General features: G+C 60.4%; 21 protein-coding genes and 1 pseudogene. 11 read left to right on the top strand and 11 right to left on the bottom strand.

Going from position 1 to position 21341, the window contains the following annotated elements; translation table 11 throughout:
• Positions 1-57 precede the first annotated feature (57 nt).
• The 6 genes from dprA to ruvX form a co-directional block, all read right to left on the bottom strand.
• Positions 58-1215, bottom strand: coding sequence for a DNA-processing protein DprA (dprA, locus tag GQF03_RS04415; RefSeq protein ID WP_206376218.1), 1158 nt, complete (start codon positions 1213-1215; stop codon positions 58-60).
• A gap of 37 nt (positions 1216-1252) precedes the next feature.
• Positions 1253-1996, bottom strand: a complete 744-nt coding sequence (locus GQF03_RS04410) for a hypothetical protein (protein WP_161337949.1) — start codon at positions 1994-1996, stop codon at positions 1253-1255.
• Between the two features lie 64 nt (positions 1997-2060).
• On the bottom strand, positions 2061-2714 hold the full coding sequence (gene plsY, locus GQF03_RS04405) for a glycerol-3-phosphate 1-O-acyltransferase PlsY (RefSeq protein WP_161337948.1): 654 nt from the start codon (positions 2712-2714) through the stop codon (positions 2061-2063).
• A gap of 11 nt (positions 2715-2725) precedes the next feature.
• Positions 2726-4012: a dihydroorotase gene (pyrC, locus tag GQF03_RS04400; RefSeq protein WP_161337947.1), complete on the bottom strand. Its 1287-nt coding sequence runs from the start codon at positions 4010-4012 to the stop codon at positions 2726-2728.
• Entirely contained in the window at positions 4009-4956 is a 948-nt protein-coding gene (locus tag GQF03_RS04395; RefSeq protein WP_161337946.1) for an aspartate carbamoyltransferase catalytic subunit, read from the bottom strand. The genes pyrC and GQF03_RS04395 overlap by 4 nt, the downstream gene beginning before the upstream one ends.
• Positions 4957-5011: 55 nt before the next feature.
• Positions 5012-5470: a Holliday junction resolvase RuvX gene (gene ruvX / locus GQF03_RS04390; protein ID WP_161337945.1), complete on the bottom strand. Its 459-nt coding sequence runs from the start codon at positions 5468-5470 to the stop codon at positions 5012-5014.
• 105 nt (positions 5471-5575) lie between these two features.
• On the opposite strand from ruvX, the gene gatC reads away from it, so the two are divergent.
• The 3 genes from gatC to gatB (GQF03_RS04375) are packed head-to-tail and all read left to right on the top strand — an operon-like array spanning position 5576 to position 8798.
• A complete protein-coding gene (gene gatC, locus GQF03_RS04385; RefSeq protein WP_161337944.1) occupies positions 5576-5863 on the top strand; it encodes an Asp-tRNA(Asn)/Glu-tRNA(Gln) amidotransferase subunit GatC in 288 nt (95 codons plus the stop codon).
• Complete coding sequence (gatA, locus tag GQF03_RS04380; RefSeq protein ID WP_161337943.1) at positions 5863-7341, top strand: Asp-tRNA(Asn)/Glu-tRNA(Gln) amidotransferase subunit GatA; 1479 nt, start codon at positions 5863-5865, stop codon at positions 7339-7341. The genes gatC and gatA overlap by 1 nt, the downstream gene beginning before the upstream one ends.
• A 2-nt stretch (positions 7342-7343) precedes the next feature.
• Positions 7344-8798, top strand: a complete 1455-nt coding sequence (gene gatB, locus GQF03_RS04375; protein ID WP_161337942.1) for an Asp-tRNA(Asn)/Glu-tRNA(Gln) amidotransferase subunit GatB — start codon at positions 7344-7346, stop codon at positions 8796-8798.
• Positions 8799-8846: 48 nt separating this feature from the next.
• Here the strand turns inward: gatB (GQF03_RS04375) and GQF03_RS04370 are convergent, their stop codons facing one another.
• Positions 8847-9491: a hypothetical protein gene (locus tag GQF03_RS04370; protein WP_161337941.1), complete on the bottom strand. Its 645-nt coding sequence runs from the start codon at positions 9489-9491 to the stop codon at positions 8847-8849.
• 153 nt (positions 9492-9644) lie between these two features.
• On the opposite strand from GQF03_RS04370, the pseudogene gatB (GQF03_RS04365) reads away from it, so the two are divergent.
• Positions 9645-9809 (top strand): annotated as a pseudogene (gatB, locus tag GQF03_RS04365) (Asp-tRNA(Asn)/Glu-tRNA(Gln) amidotransferase subunit GatB); the annotation flags it as partial.
• Between the two features lie 89 nt (positions 9810-9898).
• Positions 9899-10372, top strand: coding sequence for a GyrI-like domain-containing protein (locus GQF03_RS04360; protein ID WP_161337939.1), 474 nt, complete (start codon positions 9899-9901; stop codon positions 10370-10372).
• 18 nt (positions 10373-10390) lie between these two features.
• Here GQF03_RS04360 and GQF03_RS18990 read toward each other — a convergent pair whose 3' ends face one another.
• Positions 10391-10522: a hypothetical protein gene (locus GQF03_RS18990; protein ID WP_277346467.1), complete on the bottom strand. Its 132-nt coding sequence runs from the start codon at positions 10520-10522 to the stop codon at positions 10391-10393.
• Between the two features lie 153 nt (positions 10523-10675).
• Positions 10676-10993: a hypothetical protein gene (locus GQF03_RS04355; protein ID WP_161337938.1), complete on the bottom strand. Its 318-nt coding sequence runs from the start codon at positions 10991-10993 to the stop codon at positions 10676-10678.
• 110 nt (positions 10994-11103) lie between these two features.
• On the opposite strand from GQF03_RS04355, the gene recO reads away from it, so the two are divergent.
• The 4 genes from recO to GQF03_RS04335 all read left to right on the top strand — a co-directional run bounded on the left by recO (position 11104) and on the right by GQF03_RS04335 (position 16485).
• Positions 11104-11892, top strand: coding sequence for a DNA repair protein RecO (gene recO / locus GQF03_RS04350; protein WP_161337937.1), 789 nt, complete (start codon positions 11104-11106; stop codon positions 11890-11892).
• Positions 11893-11934: 42 nt separating this feature from the next.
• Entirely contained in the window at positions 11935-14163 is a 2229-nt protein-coding gene (gene parC, locus GQF03_RS04345; RefSeq protein WP_161337936.1) for a DNA topoisomerase IV subunit A, read from the top strand.
• A gap of 8 nt (positions 14164-14171) precedes the next feature.
• A complete protein-coding gene (locus GQF03_RS04340) occupies positions 14172-15785 on the top strand; it encodes an AMP-binding protein (RefSeq protein WP_161337935.1) in 1614 nt (537 codons plus the stop codon).
• Between the two features lie 103 nt (positions 15786-15888).
• Positions 15889-16485 (top strand): biotin transporter BioY, encoded by a 597-nt coding sequence (locus GQF03_RS04335; RefSeq protein ID WP_161337934.1) that lies wholly within the window; start codon positions 15889-15891, stop codon positions 16483-16485.
• Positions 16486-16542: 57 nt separating this feature from the next.
• Here GQF03_RS04335 and GQF03_RS04330 read toward each other — a convergent pair whose 3' ends face one another.
• Both GQF03_RS04330 and GQF03_RS04325 read right to left on the bottom strand, forming a co-directional pair.
• Positions 16543-18111 (bottom strand): TRAP transporter large permease, encoded by a 1569-nt coding sequence (locus GQF03_RS04330; protein ID WP_161337933.1) that lies wholly within the window; start codon positions 18109-18111, stop codon positions 16543-16545.
• The gene (locus GQF03_RS04325) at positions 18108-18623 is read right to left on the bottom strand and encodes a TRAP transporter small permease subunit (protein ID WP_206376221.1); all 516 of its coding nucleotides are present in this window, start codon (positions 18621-18623) and stop codon (positions 18108-18110) included. Before GQF03_RS04325 ends, GQF03_RS04330 begins: the two co-directional genes overlap by 4 nt.
• Before the next feature lie 565 nt (positions 18624-19188).
• Here GQF03_RS04325 and GQF03_RS04320 point away from each other — a divergent pair.
• Positions 19189-20280 (top strand): TRAP transporter substrate-binding protein, encoded by a 1092-nt coding sequence (locus tag GQF03_RS04320; RefSeq protein WP_161337932.1) that lies wholly within the window; start codon positions 19189-19191, stop codon positions 20278-20280.
• Between the two features lie 63 nt (positions 20281-20343).
• Positions 20344-21339, top strand: coding sequence for a TRAP transporter small permease subunit (locus tag GQF03_RS04315; RefSeq protein WP_161337931.1), 996 nt, complete (start codon positions 20344-20346; stop codon positions 21337-21339).
• Positions 21340-21341 lie beyond the last annotated feature (2 nt).

Genomic DNA, 21341 nt, shown 5'->3' with positions numbered 1-21341 from the left:
AGGCTTCCTATGTTTTGAGGGCCGTTTTTTCGCATTATCCCGTGTTATATAGAGACGCTAGGGGGCGATGGAAACCCTGTTTCCGAAATGGCGTTCTATTCTGCCTGCCAGTTCCAGTTCAAGTAAAATCGTTAAAATGACGGAAGGCGGCTGCCCGGTGAGACGGATAATCTCGTCGATTTCGATGGGCGTGGGACTGAGATAGGAGATAACGTCGGGCCGTGTCCGGTCCAGCTCCTGTTCCGCCGGTTGCGCGGGATCGAAGAGGGGGTGGAGCGGTTGCTCCGGCTCGCGCAAGGGGCGGCGGCGGATGCTTTCGAGGGCCGAGATGATATCCTCCGCGCTTTCGATCAGTGCCGCGCCGTTGCGGATCAGGTTGTTGGTGCCCTTGGCGCGCGGATCCATCGGCGATCCGGGCACCGCGAAGACATCGCGCCCCTGCTCGAGCGCCATGCGCGCGGTGATCAGCGAGCCTGAGCGCGGCGAGGCCTCGACCACCAGCACGCCAAGCGCGAGGCCCGAAATGATCCGGTTGCGGCGCGGAAAATGGCGGGCCTGCGGCACCGTGCCGAGGGGCTGTTCGGCGATCACGCAGCCGCGCCCGTAGATTTCTTCCTGCAGCGGCTGGTTTTCTTTCGGATAGGGATAGTCGAGCCCGCCGCCGACAACACCGATGGTCCCGCCCGCCAGCGAGGCCACATGCGCCGCCGTGTCGATCCCGCGGGCGAGGCCGGAGGCAATGACGATGTTTTCGCGTGAGACCCCCTCGGCGATCTGGCGGGTCAGGCGGATCGCAACGGCGGAGGCATTGCGTGCGCCGACGATGGCGAGGATGTCCCGGTTCAACAGCTGGGCATGGCCACGGAGGGACAGGACCGGCGGCGGATCGGCAATCATGCGGAGTGCCGCCGGATAGTCGGGCTCGCAGGCCGCGACCATGCGTCCGCCGAACAGCTCCAGCGTCTCCAGCTCGCGGGCGGCCTGACCGGCGGGATGGAGGCGGATCGGCTTCTTGCGGCCGCCGCGTCGCGCAAGCTCGGGCAGCGCGTCGAGCGCCTTCGCCGCCGTCCCGAAGCGGGCGATCAGCTGGAAAAACGTCACCGGTCCGACATTTTCCGAGCGGATCAGCCGCAGCCAGTCCAGCCGTTCGCCCTTTGACAGTTCGCGAATATTTTCCATCGCGCGAAGATGACAGGAGATGGCGAAACGCGTCAATTGAATTCTGCTGGATGTTATGCGCGTTATGGCCGGGTCAGCCCTCCCTGTCGCCGCCATCCTTTGCCTGGGCATCGCGAAAGCGCGGCGCGAGATCGAAGAGGCTCCCGAATGAGAAACGGCGAGGCGGCGGCGTCGCGGCCGCCCCATCCGTCACAGGCTCCGGCGCGGATTGCGGTGGCTCCTGTGCCTCGGCGGGTGGCTTTCTGGCCGCGAGCATGGCTTCGAATTTTGCGATTTCATCGAGCACCCGATTCTCTTCCTCCGTGTCGGGCCCGGTGGGGGGCGGAGCAACGGGGCGCGCCGCAGGGGGCTCCGGCGGTGCGGCGGGGCTGCTCTTGGCTGCGACTGTTTGACGGCGGGGCGTGCCATGCCGCCGCCGGAGACCGCGCCTTGGCAGTTCCCGCCGCAGCTGACGCCAGTTGATTGCGGGAGTTTCCCCGGTGGCCGGTGCCGGCGCGGAAGGATCGCCTTCCGGCATCGGGTCCTCGTTTTCCTGATCCGCCGTCATTGCTGTCGCTTCTTCCGTTATCTCATCGCTCGTCGTCGGTACGGGATCCTGTTCCTGTTCCTGTTCCTGTTCCTCGACCGCCGCATCGCCGTCCCCGGCGCGAAGATCGAGGCCGAGCAGGGGAAAATTCTCCCGGAAATACGCGTGATGCCGCTCAATCTCCGCCTTGTGGCGGCTGACGTGGGTGGAAAAAGCGCTATCGACCGCGTCCTGCAATTGCTGCAGCCGGCGAACATTGGCGTCCGTGATTTGCGGCGTTGCGGATTTCATCGATAATTCCCGATCCCAACCTCTCTTATAGGTAAGTGGAATGGGAATTCAATTCAACCGGAAATCAGGATTTCTTTTTGCCGATGCGGGGTTCCTCACCCTTGAGAAGGCGGGCGATATTCTGCCGGTGACGGAGATAAATGAGGATCGCCATCAGGGTTGCGAACTCGATGCGCTGGGTATCGCCGTAATAGGTGTCGCCAAAGGGGGAGTATATCTGCAGGAGATAGAGATAGACGGGCGCGAGCGCGGCGCTGACCAGCGCGGCGAGAGAGGAAATCCGGAAGATCAGCGCGGTCAGCAGCCAGGTGAGCGCGACGCCAAGCCCCGCGGGCCAGCTGATCGCCAGCATCACGCCGATAAAGGTCGCGACGCCCTTGCCGCCCTTGAATTTCAGCCAGACGGGAAAGAGATGGCCGAGAAAGGCGCCACCGCCCGCCATCACCGCGTAATCCTGCGTGAAAAACATATTGGCGAGGATGACGACAATCGCCCCCTTGCCGCCATCGAGCAGGAGCGTTGCCAGCGCAAGGCCCTTGTTGCCGGTCCGGAGCACATTGGTCGCGCCGATATTGCCCGAGCCGATTTTCCGCACATCGCCGAGCCCGGCCAACTTCGTGAGCACTAATCCAAACGGGATCGATCCGACGAGATAGCCGATGACGGCGGCGGCGTAGAAGGGCCAGGTATAGCTGATATCACCAAGGGGGTCGGGCATGTCGCTGCCTCCTATCGTTCGAAAACGGCTTTGCCGCGGACAAAGGTCTTGACCACGAGCCCCTGCAACAGATGACCGTCGAAGGCCGTGTTCTTTGACTTCGACAGGAGCCGGTCACCGTCCACCTGCCAGGGTTTCTCGGTATCGAAAAGGGTGAGATCCGCCGCCGCGCCTTTTTTGAGCGCGCCCGCCTCAAGGCCGAGCAGTTTCGCCGGTGCGACCGTCATCGTATAGAGCAGGCGCAGCAGATCGACATCGCCGTTGTGATAGAGCCGCAGGCTGACCGGCAGCATGGTCTCGAGCCCGATCACGCCGGGCTTGGCCTGGGCAAAGGGCACGCGCTTGCTGTCGGCGCTTTGCGGCAGATGCTGGGACGAGATGATATCGATGGTGCCATCCTTGATCCCCTCGATCACGGCGAGGCGCTCGTCTTCTTCGCGAAGCGGCGGGGAGACGCGGGCGAAGGTGCGGTATTCGCCAAGCTCCAGATCGTTCAAGGCATGATAATGCGGCGCGGTGCCGGCGGTGACGTTGAGTCCGTCGTTTTTCGCCCGGCGCATGGTATCGAGGGCGTCTTTCGTGCTGAGATGCGCAGCGTGCCAGCGCGCGCCGGTCATTTTCACCAGCCGGATGTCCCGCTCCACCAGGATCGCCTCGGCGCAGGTCGGAACGGATTTGAGCCCCATGAAAGTCGCGGTGCGCCCGCCGGTCATCACCCCGCCCGCCGCCAGGCCCGGATCCTCCGCATGGACGATCACCGGCCGTTCGAACATGCAGGAATAGGCAAGCGCCCGGCGCATCAGGTTGATGTTTTCAATCGCGAACTGCCCGTCACTGAAGGCGACGGCGCCCGCCTCGGCGAGAAGGCCGAATTCTGCCATTTCCGCGCCCTGCAATCCCTTGGTCAGCGCGCCGGTGATACAGACATTAACGGCGCAGGTGTTTTTCGCGCGCCGCATCACCATCTCGACAATGGCCGGATCGTCGATCACCGGCTCGGTCGCGGGAAAGGCGTTGATGGTTGTCACCCCGCCCGCCGCCGCGGCCATTCCGGCGGTTGCCATGGTTTCGCGATGTTCCTTGCCCGGCTCACAGAGATAGGCATGGGCATCGACAAGGCCGGGCGAGAGGCAGTAGCCCTTGCAATCCTCGACCTTTGCGCCGTCGGGCAGGGCGTCCTTCTTGATATGCGCGCCCCAGTCGAGGATTTTTCCCTTTTCAATCAGCACGCCGCCCAGGGTGTCGGTATGGGTCGCCGGGTCCAGCAGCCGGGCATTGATCAAGGCCTGTATCGTCATGTCGCGGCCTCCCGTGTCAGGAGATCAAGGCAGGCCATGCGCACCGCGACGCCCATCTCCACTTGTTCGGAGATCGCGCTGATATTGAGGTCGTCGGCAATCTCGGAATCGATTTCGACGCCCCGGTTCATCGGTCCCGGATGCATGATCAGCGCGTCCTTCTTGGCGACGGAGAGTTTTTCCTTGTTGAGGCCGAAGAAATGGAAATATTCGCGGATCGACGGCACGAAGGAGCCTTGCATCCGCTCGGTCTGCAATCGCAGCATCATGACGATATCCGCGTCCTTCAGCCCCTCCGACATCTTGTTATAGACCTCGACGCCCATTTTCGCGGCGTTAGAGGGGATCAGCGTCGTCGGCCCGACGATGCGCACCCGCGCCCCCATGATATTCAGCAGCGCAATGTTGGAGCGGGCGACGCGGCTATGCTGGATATCACCGCAAATGGCGACGATCAGCCCTTCCAGCCGGCCCTTGCGGCGCTTGATGGTGAGCGCATCGAGGAGCGCCTGCGTCGGATGCTCATGGCTGCCGTCACCGCCGTTGATGACAGCGCAGTCGACCTTCTGGGCGAGGAGATGCGGCGCGCCCGAATCGCCATGGCGGATCACCAGCACATCGGGATGCATGGCGTTGAGCGTCATCGCCGTATCGATCAGGGTTTCGCCTTTTTTGACCGAGGAGGAGCCGACCGACATATTGATCACATCCGCGCCGAGGCGCTTGCCCGCCAGCTCGAACGAGGTGCGGGTGCGGGTGGAGTTTTCAAAAAAGAGATTGATCTGCGTCTTGCCGCGCAACAGGTCCCGCTTTTTATCGGGCGTGCGGGCGATTACCGCGTAATGTTCGGCCAGGGAAAGAATCTGGTTGATATCGGTGGCACCCAGCCGCGCGATATCGAGGAGATGCCGATGGGCAAATCGTATGGGATCTGTGTTTGTCATTAAAAGCCAACTGTATAGCGGCCTTCCCCAAAAGCGGCAAGCGCAAGTTGATTTTTTATCGCAAGGAGTCGAGCGCGCCCTGCAGGATATAGGCGGCGGCCATTTTATCGACGGATTTCGCCCGTTTCGCGCGCGACGTATCTGTTTCCAGCATGCTGCGGGTCACGGCAACGGTCGAGAGCCGTTCATCCCAGAAGCACATCGGCAGGTCGAAATATTCCTCGAGATTTTTCTGAAACTGGCGAATCGACTGGCAGCGCGGCCCCTCGCTCCCGTCCATATTGACGGGCAGGCCGATGACGAAACCGCCGATCTTCCATTTGTCGATGATTTTGGCAATTTCTTCCGCATCCGCCTTGAACTTTGTCCGCTTGATTGTCATAAGGGGCGTGCCCACTTTCAAGGCGGCGTCGGAAATCGCGAGTCCGATGGTTTTCGTGCCCGGATCCATGCCGAGCAGCCGCTTGTCCCTGGGCACGAGATGTTTCAAGTGGGTGGGGTTGTCGAGAAGCATTGCTTACGCTAATTTGCAGCCAACGTCGGCTTGGCGCCAATTTTCGAGTTGGAGACCGTCCGGGCCGACCCTCCGGACAGCTTCTTTTATAGCAAAGGGTGACAGATGTCGCTTGATAAAGCCACTGTGGCAAAGGTAGCCAATCTGGCCCGCATCAAGGTCGAGGAAAAAGACCTCGAACCGATGGCGGCCGAACTGAACAATATTCTGGGCTGGGTGGAACAGCTCGGCGAGGTGGATACAGCGGACGTGGAGCCGATGACCTCGGTCGCCGAGATGCGCCTGCGCTGGCGCGCCGATGAGGTGACCGACGGCGGCTATGTCGAGGATATCGTCGCCAATGCGCCAAGCGGCGAGGATGGATATTTCGCCGTGCCGAAGGTGATCGAATAATGAGTGACCTGACAAAACTGACAATCGCGGAGGCGCGCGCCGGTCTTGAAAAAGGCGATTTTTCCTCGCGCGAGCTGACCGCCGCCCATATCACGGCGATGACGGCCTCGAAACCGCTCAACGCCTATATCACGGAAACGCCGGAGCAGGCGGTGGAGGCGGCGACAGACTCGGACACGCGCCGGGCGAAAGGCGAGGCGGGCAAGCTTGACGGTATCCCGCTCGCCATCAAGGACCTCTTCTGCACGAAGGGTGTGCTCACAACCGCGGCCTCGCATATTCTCGATGGCTTCACCCCGCATTACGAGAGCACTGTCACCGCCAATCTCTGGAACGCGGGCGCGGTGATGCTCGGCAAGGTCAATCTTGACGAATTTGCCATGGGCTCCTCCAACGAGACGAGCTATTACGGCAATGTGGTCAACCCCTGGCGCCGTGAGGGCGATGAGAGCGCCCTCGTGCCGGGTGGATCGTCGGGAGGTTCGGCCAGTGCCGTTGCCTCCTTCAGCGCCATGGGTGCGACGGGAACGGACACCGGCGGATCGATCCGCCAGCCCGCATCCTTTACCGGGATTGTCGGCATGAAGCCGACCTACGGGCGCTGCTCGCGCTGGGGCGTGGTAGCCTTTGCCTCCAGCCTCGATCAGCCGGGGCCGATGGCCCGCACGGTGCGCGATACCGCCATCATGCTGGAGGCCATGGCCGGGTTTGATCCCAAAGACAGCACCAGCGTCAATATGCCCGTCCCGAATTTCGAGGCGGCGATGACCGGCGATATCAAGGGCCTCAAAATCGGTATCCCGAAGGAATATCGCCTTGACGGCATGAGCGAGGAAATCGACACGCTCTGGCAGCAGGGAATCGACTGGCTGAAAGCCGCCGGGGCGGAAATCGTCGACATCAGCCTGCCGCATACGAAATATGCGCTGCCGGCCTATTACATCATCGCGCCGGCGGAGGCCTCCTCCAACCTCGCGCGCTATGACGGCGTGCGCTACGGCCTCCGGGTTGAGGGCAAGGACCTTAACGAGATGTATGCCAACACCCGCGCCGAAGGCTTCGGGGCGGAAGTGAAGCGCCGCCTGTTGATCGGCACCTATGCGCTTTCTGCCGGATATTACGACGCCTATTACCTGAAGGCGCAGAAAGTCCGCGCCCGCATCGCCGAGGATTTCAAGCAGGCCTATCTCAATGTCGATGTGATCCTGACCCCGACCGCGCCGTCGGCGGCCTTCGGCTTTGGCGAGAAGGGCGACGATCCGCTGGAGATGTATCTCAACGACGTCTTCACGGTGCCCGCGAGCCTGGCCGGTCTTCCCGGCATTTCGGTGCCGGCGGGGCTGTCGACGGAGGGCCTGCCGCTCGGCCTGCAACTGCTCGGCAAGCCGTTTGATGAGGAAACCGTGTTCCGCGCGGCCGGCGTTCTGGAAGAGGCCGCCGCCTTTACCGCCACACCGACCGACTGGTGGAGGGGATAACGATGGGTATGATTATTCAGGGCGCCACCGGGGACTGGGAGGTCGTAATCGGCCTCGAAATCCATGCGCAGGTGACCAGCAAATCGAAGCTTTTTTCCGGCGCCTCCGCCGCATACGGTGCCGCGCCCAACAGCCAGGTCTCCTTCGTCGATGCGGCGATGCCGGGCATGCTGCCGGTGATCAACGAGATGGCGGTGGAGCAGGCGGTGCGCACCGGGCTCGGGCTCAACGCGAAGATCAACAAATTCTCGGTTTTTGATCGCAAGAACTATTTCTATGCCGACCTGCCGCAGGGCTATCAGATCAGCCAGTATCTGCAGCCGATCGTCGGCGAGGGCAAGATCCTCATCGACCTGAAAGACGGCGAGACGCGGGAGATTGGCATCACCCGCCTGCATCTGGAACAGGACGCGGGCAAGAGCCTGCATGACCAGCATCCGAGCATGAGCTTCATCGATCTCAATCGCTCCGGTGTGCCGCTGATGGAAATCGTCTCGGAGCCGGATATGCGCTCGCCGGAGGAGGCGGCCGCCTATGTGAAGAAGATCCGCAGCATCGTCCGCTATCTCGGCACCTGTGATGGCAATATGGAGGAAGGCTCCATGCGAGCCGACGTTAATGTCTCGGTTCGCCGGGTCGGCGAGGAATTCGGCACGCGCTGCGAGATGAAGAACATCAACTCCGTCCGCTTCATGCAGCAGGCGATCATCTATGAGGCCAACCGCCAGGTCGATATCCTCGAATCCGGCGGCACGGTCGAGCAAGAAACCCGGCTTTATGATCCCGACCGGGGCGAGACGCGGTCCATGCGCTCCAAGGAAGAGGCGCATGACTATCGTTATTTCCCCGATCCGGATCTGCTGCCGCTCGAATTCGACGGCGCCTTTATCGAGCGTATCCGCGAGACCCTGCCCGAGCTTCCTGATCCGAAAAAGGCGCGCTTTATCAAGGACCTCGGCCTGTCGCCCTATGACGCCGGGGTGCTGGTCGCCGAGAAGGAGGTCGCCGATTATTTCGAGGCCGTGGCCGAGGGACGCGATGCCAAGCTCGCCGCCAACTGGGTGATCGGGGAGCTGTTCGGCCATCTCAACCGGACGGGCAAGGACCTGGCGGACAGCCCGGTCGAGGCGCCGGCGCTCGGTGATTTGATCGACCTGATCAAGGACGGCACCATCTCCAACCGGATCGCGAAAGAGGTCTTTGAGGAGATGTTCGACACCGGCAAGAAAGCCGCCGATATCGTCGAGGAAAAGGGCCTCAAGCAGGTCTCCGATACCGGCGCGATCGAGGCGGCCATCGATGCGGTGATTGCCGCCAACCCGGACAAGGTGGCGGAATATCGCGGCGGCAAGGACAAGCTGTTTGGCTTCTTTATGGGGCAGGTGATGAAGGCGACGCAGGGCAAGGCAAACCCGGGCGTCGTCACCGAAATCCTGAAACCCAAGCTCGACGGCTAACAACAGTGATGCGGCGGCGGTGGTTGCCGCCGCATCGGTTTCTCCCCACTAGGCCGCGGGCTGCGAGATGTCGCCGTGCTGGCGCACATCCTCGATGCATTTATCGACCGTCTTGTGAATGACCGCCGAGGTCTTGATGATCTGGCCGGTTTGGTCGATGATCCGCCAGACCCAGCTCTTCTTCGTATAGTCTTCATGCTCGGCGAGGATCTTCACCTCCTCATGGCCGGCGACATCGGTAATGCATTCGGTGAAGGTATGGTGGATTTTCCGTGTGCTCTTGACGAGGGTGCGGCCCGAATCCGTCACATGCCAGATCCACAGCACCTTCGTCGAATCCTCGCTGACCGTGATCATCCGGATATGCAGCGTAAAGCCGTCATGATGGGGATGATGGTGATGGTAGTGGTGATGATGATGGTGATGATGCACCTGATGCACATGGGGCGACGGACCCGGATGGGCGGGTGTCAGGGCATGGTGGATATACTGGTCATACGGTGGATTGGGGTAATGGGTCGTATAATGTTCCGGCGCCGGCGCCGGCGCGACGGCGGGATGCCGGGTGCCGGGATGATACCCCGGATGGCCGAGCGCCGGAAAATATCGATCCGGCAGGTTCAGCGGATTATGCGGGTTGGCGTCCGGCGCGGTTGGCGGGTAACCATGCCAGTAAGGATATGTTGTCGTCATGTCGTCTCCGTCTTGCTCAGAATGAATTGAAACGCCATCGCGGCGCTATTCATCAGACGATTGTGGACGGAGGCTGTGAGACTGAAACCGCCTTAACTGCAGGACTGAACCGCCCAGACCAGCATGACAACCGGAAAGGCGAAGATATAGGCGGCGGTTGACGCGGTGATTGCCGCCAACCCGGACAAGGTGGCGGAATATCGCGGCTGCATGGACAAGCTCTTCGGCTTCTTCATGGGCCAGGTGATGAAGGCGCCGCAGGGCAAGGCAAACCCGGGCGTGGTCACCGAAATCCTGAAACCCAAGTTGGATCAGTGAGCAGCGGGCGTCAAGGCGCAAAAAATTATAGGCGTTCGAACCACATTTCGCCATAATGCCGGTCTGTGATCGTCGTTAGGAGGAATGCCATGCCCATTATCCAACCTATCCGATTTGATGACCGGGAGGCATTTGTGCTGGCGGGCTTGCGGCGGATCCATTCTACTGCGTCCGCTTCCGATTCTATCCCGGCGCAATGGCAGGACTTTGTATCGCATTTGCCGCTCGAAAATGAAGCAGCCCATGCCACTTATGGCGTTACAATAAAGATTGATGATGCGGCGAACACCTTGGACTATATGGCTGGGATTGAAGTAACCGGTAAAGTGCCACTGCCGAAGGGTTTGGTCCTGCTCGAGCCGGCGTCCGCCCGTTACGCTGTTTTCTTGCATAAAGGGTCGGTTGCAGATGTACCAACCACCATGCAGGCAATTTTTACGGACTGGTTGCCGCAATCAGGCATTATTCGCGCGGAGAGCCCGTTTTTTGAACGGTACGATGAACGGTTCAACCCCGAAACCGGTGAGGGAGAAATTGAACTCTGGATTCCAGTGCGGAACTAGCGCACGGCGATGCTCTTTTTAAAAGTAGGATGTAACCGCCCAAAGCAGAAAACCGGCCGGGAACGTGAGGATCATGGCGGCTTCTTTCAACTGCGTGACCGGAATATCTATTTTGCGGCGCTTGGATTTGGGGCCGGATAAAAATGCCATCGTCTATTCCACTTAACTCAAATGCACGGGGCCTCCATTAGGGACGGCCCATCCTTCGCCGCGCAGGTTAGGATATCTCGCACATGCAGCATTGATTGAAATCAAGCTCTTAAAAAAATTCTTTCGCAATTGCAATATATTTTTTAGGACCCGTCAGATGAACACGATCTCGAGCCGGTAGGGGGAGGAATTGGTGATCTGGATAATCTCCATGTCCTGGTAGGTCGGCGTCGATTTGCGGTAGGAAATCCCCCAGGCCGTGACGTCGATGCGGCAGATCAGCCCGTCATATTTGAGCGCGATCTGGTAGCCCGAGGTCGGTCCCGTGCAGCGGCAACGATGGTATTTGAAGGGGGCCAGCACGTCCGGCGGCGGCGTGGGCCATTCGATGCCCTCGGTCGCCAGCTCCTGGTAATGAAGAGTCTTATCTGTAAGGGTGCTGATCAGGGCGATATGGGCGTCTAGCGGCATCAGTCCATCCTCATTTAATGCTCGATTGACGCCTTTGCCGCGGTGCTTGTGAGAAAAAAGCGGCGACGAATTTTGTTCGGAAGGGCGGGGCGATCTGCTAGGCTCTGCAAATGCAGTGGAACGACAGCGGCCTCATCCTCAGCGTCCGCAAACATGGGGAAAACAGCGTGATCATTCATGCCTTTACCCGTGGTTACGGGCGCTACGCCGGGCTCGTGCGCGGCGGCGTCGGGCGGCGCCTGCGCGGCATCCTGCAACCGGGAAACGAGGTCGAGCTGACCTGGCGGAGCCGCATCGCCGACCAGCTTGGCGCCTTTACCGTCGAACCCCGGAAATCCCGCGCGAGCGACCTGTTTGACACCCCGGATGCGCTGGCCGGGGCGAGTTCCGCGCTGGCGTTGCTCGATATCGTCCTGCCGGAACGCGAGGCCCATGCGGCGCTCTTTGACGCGACGATGCTGCTCTTCGACTCGCTTGCCGATTCCCCGGGGATCTGGCCGCTGCTTCTCGCGCGCTGGGAACTCGGGCTGCTCGGCGAGATCGGCTATGGTCTCGATCTCACGCAATGCGCGGCGAGCGGGGTGACGACGGACCTTATTTATGTCTCGCCGAAATCCGGCCGCGCGGTCAGCCGGCAGGCGGGCGAGCCCTATCGCGACCGGCTGTTGCCGCTGCCGGCGTTTCTCGGCCTGCGATCCCTGACGGCGGCGGAGGAGGAGGAGATTGCCGATGCCGATATCCTGAACGGATTGCGGCTGACCGGATATTTCGTCGAAAAGTTCATGAGCGAACATCATCCGGCGGTTCATCTGTCAGCGCGGGAGCGGATGATGACGGCGCTGAGCCGCCGTTACGAGGCGGCCGGGGCAAAAAAAATACCGGAAAATGACAGCCTCTAATTTTTCCCTCCCCAAAGCAAAATCAGGTGGTATATAGGGGGCATGAGTGACCATTCCCCTGTCAGACCCGGCGAGATCGTCCCGACCTCGCTGAAGGACGCCATAAGCGAGCGCTATCTCGCCTATGCGATGTCAACGATCATGTCCCGTTCGCTTCCCGATGTGCGCGACGGACTGAAACCGGTGCACCGGCGCCTTCTCTATGCGATGCGGATGCTGAAGCTGGATCCCAATTCGGGCTTCAAGAAATGCGCCCGCGTCGTCGGTGACGTCATCGGTAAATATCATCCCCATGGCGATCAGTCGGTCTATGACGCGCTGGTCAGGCTGGCGCAGGAATTCGCGCAGCGCTACACCCTCGTCGAGGGGCAGGGGAATTTCGGCAATATCGACGGCGATAACGCGGCGGCCATGCGCTATACCGAGGCGCGCCTGACGATCATCGCCGAGATGCTGCTGCGCGATATCGATCAGGACACGGTCGATTTCCGCCCGACCTATGACGGGGAGGATCATGAGCCGGTCGTGCTTCCCGCCGCTTTCCCGAACCTGCTCGCCAATGGTTCCGCCGGGATCGCCGTTGGTATGGCCACCTCTATCCCGCCGCATAACGCGATCGAGCTGGCCAATGCGCTTTTGCATCTGATCAAGTTCCCGAATGCTGGGATCGACAAGCTGATGGAATTCATTCCGGGGCCGGATTTCCCGACCGGCGGCGAGCTGGTGGAGAAGCCGGAAAATATCCGCGAGGCCTATCTCACCGGGCGCGGCAGCTTCCGCCAGCGGGCGACATGGGAGGTTGAGGATCTCGGGCGCGGGACCTACCAGATCGTTGTCACCGAAATTCCCTATCAGGTGCAGAAAAGCAAGCTGATCGAGCGGATCGCGGAGTTGATCCAGACGCGCAAGCTGCCGTTCCTCGCCGATGTGCGCGACGAATCGGCGGAGGATGTGCGCCTCGTGCTGGAACCGCGCAGCAAGAATGTCGAGGCCGAGATGCTGATGCAGGGGCTGTTCCGCCTGACCGATCTCGAAAACCGATTCTCGCTCAACATGAACGTGTTGGACGCCACGCAGACGCCGCGGGTGATGAGCCTGAAGGAGGCCTTGCTCGCCTTCCTCGATCACCGCTTCGAGGTTCTGGTCCGCCGCTCCCGCAACCGGCTCGGCAAGATCGAGGCGCGGCTGGAAGTCCTCGACGGCTATCTCATTGTCTTCCTCAACCTCGACGAGGTGATCCGCATCATCCGCGAGGAGGATCATCCCAAACAGAGCCTGATCGACACCTTCAAGCTGACCGAGAACCAGGCCGAGGCGATCCTCAATATGCGGCTGCGTTCCTTGCGCAAGCTGGAGGAGATGGAGCTGCGCACCGAGCATGATAAATTGAGCGCGGAGAAGAGCGAGCTGGAGGCCTTGCTGGAGAGCGAGGATCTGCAGCGCGCCGCCATCTCCGATGAAATCCGCGATATGAAAAAGGCACTCGCCGCGAAGCCGGAGATCGCCGAGCGGCGGACGCGCATCGGCGAGGCGCAGGAACTTCCCGACATTCCGCTCGAAGCCATGATCGAGAAGGAAGCGATTACGGTCATCTGCTCCGAAAAGGGCTGGATCCGCGCGCTCAAGGGTCATGTGGAAGAGAATGGCTCCGAAAAATACAAGGATGGCGACCGGGGCCGCTTCTGGATCACCGCGGAAACCACCGACAAGCTGGTTCTCTTTGCCACCAACGGGCGCTTCTACACCATCGGCTGCGACAAGCTGCCGCGCGGGCGCGGCCATGGGGAGCCGGTGCGCCTGATGATCGATCTTGGCAATGACCAGGATATTGTTTCGCTCTTCGTTCATAAACCGGACCGCAGGCTGCTGGTTGCCTCCAGCGACGGGCGCGGCTTCATCGTCGATGAGAACAGCGTCATCGCCCAGACCCGCAACGGCAAGCAGGTGCTCAATGTCTCGGGCGATGTCGAGGCGGCCTTCTGCATCGAGGTCGAGGGGGACAGCGTCGCGGTGATCGGCGACAACCGCAAGCTCAACTGCTTCGCGCTTGAGGAAATCGCCGAGATGACCCGCGGCCGCGGCGTTACCTTGCAACGCTACAAGGACGGCGGGCTCTCCGATATCAAGACCTTCACGAAGGAAGAGGGGCTTACCTGGAAATCCGGCGAGCGAACCCGCACCGAGACGGACCTCACCGGCTGGTACACCCGGCGGGCAAACGCGGGACGGCTGCCGCCGCGCGGCTTTAGCAAGAATAACAAATTCAGCTAGATGAGGGGATGATGACAACGGTTTATGACGCCTTTTGTAAAACGGCGGCAAAGTATCCGGATAACGCTTTTCTCTGTGTGCCGGCCTACGAAAAACGAAGTTATCATCCCGACGGCGTTGAGATCACCTATGCGGAAGCGGCGGAAGAGGTCGAGCGCCTCAGGGGCATTTATCGGAATTACGGCTTTTCCCATGGCAACCGGATCGCCTTCCTGCTGGAAAACCGGCCCGACTATCTTCTGCATCTTCTGGCAGCAAACTCCCTCGGTGTATCCTGCGTGCCCGTCAATCCGGACTATCTGCATGACGAGATGAGCTATCTGCTGGATCATTCCGACGTCGATCTTGTCGTGACCATCGAGGAGCGGGCAAAGGATGTGCAGGCCGCCGCGTCGGAACGGGCGCGCCCGCTTCCTGTGGTGCATTTCGAAAAGTTCGGCGGGCCGATGCCGCGCCCGAGGCCCGCGCCCTATGCCGGCAAGGCGCCGGGGCTGATGAGCGAGGTGAGCCTGCTCTATACCTCCGGCACGACCGGGCGGCCGAAGGGCTGCATCCTGACCAATGACTATTTCCTGACCGCCGGGCGGACCTATAAGGAACTCGGCGGCGTCGCCACGATCCGGGAGGGGGAGGAGCGGGTCTATAATCCCCTGCCGCTCTTTCACATGAATGCGGGCGCGGTGACCTTTACCTGCATGATTCTCACCGGCGGCTGTCTGGTCATTCCCGACCGGTTCCACCCTTCTACCTGGTGGCAGGAGATTGCCGAGACCCGCGCGACCGTCATTCATTATCTTGGCGTGGTGCCGCCGCTTCTGCTGAACCAGCCGAAAAGCGATCTCGATACGGCGCATAACGTGCGCTTTGGTCTTGGCGCGGGGGTTGAGCCGGAACTGCATGAGGTATTCGAGAAACGCTTCGGCTTCCCGCTGGTCGAGGTCTGGGGCATGACGGAAACCGGGCGGATATATGCCGATTGCATCGAACCCCGGCAGATCCATACCCGCGCCTTCGGCCGCCCCGGCGAGATGCAGGCCCGCGTTGTCGATGAAAAGGGACAGGATGTGCCCGTTGGCGCGGAGGGCGAGCTGCTGGTCAGTTGCGTTGGCGATGATCCGCGCCGCGGCTTCTTCGCGGGCTATCTCAAGAATGAAGAAGCGACGGAGGAAGCCTGGCAGGGCGGCTGGTTCCATACCGGCGATACGGTGCGCCAGGACGAGAGCGGGATGCTCTATTTCGTCGATCGCAAGAAGAATATCATTCGCCGCTCCGGCGAGAATATCGCCGCCGCCGAGGTCGAGGCCGTGCTGCAGGCCCATGACGATGTGGCCAAGGTCGCGGTGATCGCGGTGAAGGACGAACTCCGCGAGGAGGAAGTGATGGCCTGCATCGTGCCGATGGAGGGGGTCGAGCAAACGGAAGAGAAGGCGCGGGAGATTTTCGACTATTCGAATGAGAATCTCGCCTATTTCAAGACGCCGGGCTGGATCCTGTTCCTGAATGATCTGCCGACCACCGGCACCCAGAAAATCCAGAAGACGAAAATTTTCGGGGCCGATGTCGATCCGCGCGCGGTGGCGGGGGCAATGGATTTCCGGAATCACAAGAGGAAATCTAAATAATTTTAACAGGTTAAGTAAATTTCAGATTGATAGTCAAACGTTTGTTTGGTAAACCGTTACTCTCTTCTGGGCCCCTTCGGGCGAGTTAGTGAAAGGAACCAAAATGGCTGCATCTGAGACTTCTTCAACCCTGATCGGCGCACTCTGGAGCGTGGATTCGCGCGCGTCCCGTCTGGGAAAATTCGTCCGGCTGGCTGTTCTTGCCGTTGCCGGCACCGCATTGCTGGCGATTTCCGCGCAGATTTCCGTGCCCATGTGGCCGGTGCCCATGACCATGCAGACATTCGCCGTGGTCCTGATCGGCGCGGCATACGGCTGGCGGCTTGGCGGGGCGACGGTGGCGCTTTATCTCGCCGAAGGGGCGATGGGCCTGCCGGTCTTTGCGAATGGCGGCAGCCTTGCCTCCCTCGCCGGTCCGACGGCCGGCTATCTCTTTGCCTTTGTCGCCGCGGCGGCGCTTGTCGGCGCGCTGATCGAGAAGGGCTGGGGACGCTCCCTCTTGAAGACGGCGCTGGCCATGACCCTCGGCACGGCGGTGATCTTCGCGGGCGGTATCGCCTGGCTCTCCACCTTCACCGGTGTTGAAAAGGCGCTGGTCGTCGGCATGTATCCCTTCCTTCCGGGGGCCGTTTTCAAGATCGCGCTGGCCGTTGCGGTCCTGCCGATGGCCTGGAAGCTGATCGGTAAACTCCGCAAGTAACCGCAAATTTCGCGTAGCAGGCGGGCGGGGCGTTGAACGGCGTCCCGCCCGTTTTTGTTAGGTGCCGCTCAAGAGGGCGGGCAGCCAGGTCGCGAGCGCGGGAAAGGCCGCCAGCAGGCCGAGCGCCACAAGCTGCAGGACGACAAAGGGGATCACGCCCCGGTAGATGATGCCCGTGGTAATCTCCGGCGGGGCGACGCCGCGCAGATAGAAGAGGGCGAAGCCGAAGGGCGGGGTCAGGAAGGACGTCTGTAAATTCAGCGCGATCATGATGCCGAGCCAGATGGGGCTGATATCCATCAGCAGCAGCACCGGCGCGACGACCGGCACGACGACGAAGGTGATCTCGACGAAATCGAGGAAAAAACCGAGGATGAAGATCACGATCATCACCACGAGAAGCGCACCGAACCGCCCGCCCGGCAGGTTGGTCAGGAAGTCATAGACAAGTTCGTCCCCGCCGAGGCCGCGAAAGACGAGGCTGAAAATCGTTGCGCCGATCAGGATGACGAAGACCATCGCCGTCATCTCCATGGTGGCGCGGTAGACCTCCCTCAGGATGCCGCTGCGCGTGAGGCGGAGGAGGGCGAGGGCCAGCCCGGCGACGATTATGGCGATCAGGAGAAGGGCGAGACCCGCCCCCGCCGTGACCCCGTCAACCGCAATCCGTTTCAGATCGATGATATTGGCAAGCAGCAGCAGCAGCAGGATGGCGCCGCCACTTGAATAGATGGGCAGCGTCCGCCCGCCGGCCCGCAGCGCCGCCAGCAGGATCGCCCCCACCGCACCGACCGAGGCGGCCTCGGTCGGGGTGGCGATTCCCATCAGGATCGAGCCCAGCACCGCAATGATAAGGAGGACCGGCGGCAGCAGGGAGCGGAGCAGCGCACCCGCCGGGCTCCGGCCCTGTTCGGTCTTCGGGCTCATGGGCACCGCCGGTGAGCTTTCGGGTTTGAAAAAGGCGATAAAGATCTGGTAGAGAATGTAAAGCCCGACAAGGATCAGCCCCGGAATGAGGGCGCCCGCGAAGAGATCGCCGACGGCGACCGGTTCCGGCGACCAGTTGCCTTTTAAGGACTGCGCGGCGACATAGGCGTTGGAAACCTGCTCCGCCAGGATAATCAGCACGATGGAGGGCGGGATAATCTGCCCCAGGGTCCCGGCGGCGCAGATGGACCCGGCGGCAAGGCGCGGATCGTAGCCCCTGTTCAGCATGGTCGGCAGCGCCATCAGCCCCATGGTCACGACCGCCGCGCCGACGATCCCGGTCGAGGCGGCGAGGAGCGCACCGACGATAAAGACAGAAATCCCGAGGCCGCCGCGGAGCTTGCCGAAAAGCTGCCCCATGGATGTCAGCAGATCCTCCGCCACCCGCGATTTTTCGAGCATGATCCCCATGAAGATGAACAGCGGCACGGCGAGCAACGTCTCGTTCCACATGGCGACGCCAAAAATGCGCGACGGGATCGCCCCGAGAAGGGAGAGGTCGAACGCGCCGAAGGCCCAGCCGACCCCGGCCATGAAGAGGGACGCGCCGGCCAGGGTGAAGGCGACGGGATAGCCCGCCATAAGGCTGGCGATGGTGACGAGGAAAAGCCCGATGGCGAGGATGTCGGCGAGGATCATGGCCGTCCCCCCGACCGCAGCGTGACAAGCGCGCGCAGGGCGATGGCCAGTCCCTGCAGACTCATCAGGACGGGGAAGGCGAGCAGCAGAGATTTCAGCAGAAACAGGACGGGAAGGCCCGAGCTTTCGCGCGATCCCTCGGCGATTTCCCAGGAACCCGCGACATAGGGCCAGCTGATGATCAGGATGACGAGCGAGACCGGGATCAGCAGGAACAGGCTGCCGAGCAGATTGATGAGCGCCTTGCCGTTGTCGCCAAGTTTGCCATAAAGAATATCGATGCGCACATGGCCATCCCCGCGGAGCGTGTCGGCGGCCCCCAGCATGAACAGCAGCGCAAAGCTGTAGATCACGCTTTCCTGCAGGGCGATCCAGCCGATGCCGAATACATAGCGCGCAAGAACCAGCGTGAACTCGGCCAGCACCATGAACAGCGCGAGCCAGGAAACATATTTTCCAAGGGCGGCACTTAACCGGTCGAGGGCATGGGCGAGGGAGGCAAGACGGGTCACGCAAACTTCTTTCTGGCTGGCGAGGGAAGGCCCTTACGCATTTCCGATACCGGCGTTATAGGCGAGCCGCCCGGCGGACGCAACTTTGTCCGGTATCTGCACCCGGTTCGCGATAATCCGGCTGCGGGCGGATAAAACGGATTCGCAAAAAGCAGGGGCGCGCGCAGGGCCGATCAATATAGGTCAACATCTTTGACGTTTATCGCCGGGCCGCAAAATTCATCACAGAAAATCTCTCCCGCCCGGCGAGAAATTTTATTACAAAATCAAAAATATAATAAAAAACAATATATTATTTAGTGTAATTAATCCTTCGTGTTACTATTAACCAATAATATGCAAATTTTTGAATATGAAAATTTGCCTTGTATTTGATTTATCTTCCTGCAAAATGCGAGCAACAGGGAGATTTCGCGAAAAGACGACTGACTTCAGATGTCAGAAAAATACGAGTTCTGCATCGAAGCAGTTCCAAGTCGTTACGCGACGATTCTGTTACATAGCTACATATTCTGATGGACGGTACTTGTTCCGTCTTTCGTTGTTAAAATGGGAGGATCATTTTATGGAACGACGCAAGTTTTTAACAGGCGCAGCGATTGCTGGCGCAGGCGTTGCTGCCGCACCTTTTGCGGCACCGGCAATTGCCCAGGAACGCAAGGAGATGACGGTTGTCTCGACCTGGCCGCGGGACTTCCCGGGTCTCGGGATCAGCGCCCAGCGTCTCTGCGCACGTATCACGGAAGTCAGTGAAGGCCGCATCACGGTCAACTACTTCGCTGCCGGTGAACGTGTCGGCGCCTTCGACTCGTTCGACGAAGTCGCCTCCGGCAACGCCCAGGCCTATATCGGCGCTGACTATTACTGGAAGGGCAAGCATCCGGGCTTCGCCTATTTCACCTCGGTGCCGCTCGGCATGACGACGGTGGAATGGAACGCCTGGATCAAGTTCAAGGGTGGTCAGGCTCTCTGGGATGAAATGTCCGGTGAGTTCGGACTGAAAGCTCTCGCCTGCGGCGCCACCGGCACCCAGATGGGCGGCTGGTTCAACAAGGAAGTGAACTCCGCTGACGACTTCAAGGGTCTCAAATTCCGTATGCCGGGTCTCGGCGGTGACGTGATCGCCAAGCTTGGCGCGTCCGTTGTCTCGCTTCCGGGTGGCCAGATTTATGAAAACCTTGTTTCCGGCGCGATCGACGCAACGGAATGGGTTGGCCCGTATAACGACTACTTCCTGAAGTTCTACGAAGCCGCCAAGTACTACTACTATCCGGGCATGCATGAGCCGGGTGGGGGACTTGCCTTCGGGATGAACAAATCCTGGTGGGAAAGCCTCTCCAAGTGGGAGCAGGAACTGATCACGGTCTGCTGCATGGAAGAACATGCGGCTCAGTATGAAGAAGCCCAGGCTCTGAACGGTGAATATCTGCAGAAGATGATCACCGAAAACGGTGTTGTCCTGAAGGAATTCAGCGACGATGTCTATGACGCCTTTGCGGAAGCTGCGGCAGAGGTCTTCGAAGAAACCCGCGCCCACAGCGCCCTCGCGACGAAGATCGACGACTCTTTCCAGAAAAACCTCCGGGAAATCGGCGGCTATCAGAAGATTGCGGAAGTCGCCTTCTCCAATCAGCGAAACCGCGTTCTGGGGATTTAAGACATATTGTTGCGGAATGGGGCGGGATGATAATCTCGCCCCTTCTACGATGGGGAGGCGCTCATGACGATGGCGGGAGATGTCTATGCATCGCACCGCGGGCTGCAATATGCGGTTCGTGTCTATGGTTGGTGCATGCTGGTTGCGTTACCAATCTATTTTTTTAATAATTTCCTGAGCTTCACTCTCGGGTGGCCCGGCATAACGCCGATATTTTCAGCCGGTGAAGTGACAGCCGAATCCTGGATACAGCTGGCCATTTTTGGCGCCGGGATCGTCTTCGCCTTTGGTCTGGTCAGCAGAACGGCGAGCCGCCATTTGCGCGATGAAGCCGCCATGATTACCCGCTTCAATACCTATCTTGTGCGGGCGGCCTTCTGGGCCGTTTTCCTTGTCGGCATCGTGGATATGTCCATATCCTTTTTGCGGATCGAGAGCATTCTTCCCTATTTCATCAGCGACCAGCTCAATGCGGATCTGGGACGCGCGCATTTCCGCGGCCCCTATGTCCATATCCCGCTGATTATCCTATCGCTGCTCATCGCGCTGCGTTCGCGCACGCTCGGCTTTCAGTGGCTCGCCCTGCTGGTTGTCTTCGCGGAGCTGCTGATTGTGATCACGCGGTTCATTTTTTCCTACGAGCAGGCGTTCATGGGCGATCTCGTGCGCTTCTGGTACGCCGCTCTCTTCCTGTTCGCCTCCGCCTATACTCTTGTTGAAGAAGGCCATGTGCGGGTTGACGTCTTTTATGCAGGCTTTACCAACAAGACCAAGGGCTTCGTCAATGCGGTGGGCACCTTCTTCATGGGGATCGTCCTGTGCTGGACCATTCTGTTTGTCGGCATGGGCAACAAGGCGGCCATCCTCTATAGCCCGATGTCCAATTTCGAGGTGAGCCAGTCCGGTTTCGGGATGCATGTGAAATATCTGATGGCCGGATTCCTGGCGGTGTTCGCCGTGACCATGCTGATCCAGTTCGTCAGCTATATGATGGAGGCAGTCGCCGATTATCTGGAACAACCGGGTCATCAAGACCATGAGTCTTCGTTGACGGGATAGAG

It is taken from the genome of Sneathiella chungangensis (assembly GCF_009882935.1).
Classification (GTDB): domain Bacteria; phylum Pseudomonadota; class Alphaproteobacteria; order Sneathiellales; family Sneathiellaceae; genus Sneathiella; species Sneathiella chungangensis.
The sequence above is the reverse complement of the archived record's forward strand: the minus strand, read 5'-3'. Positions and strand labels throughout refer to the sequence as shown.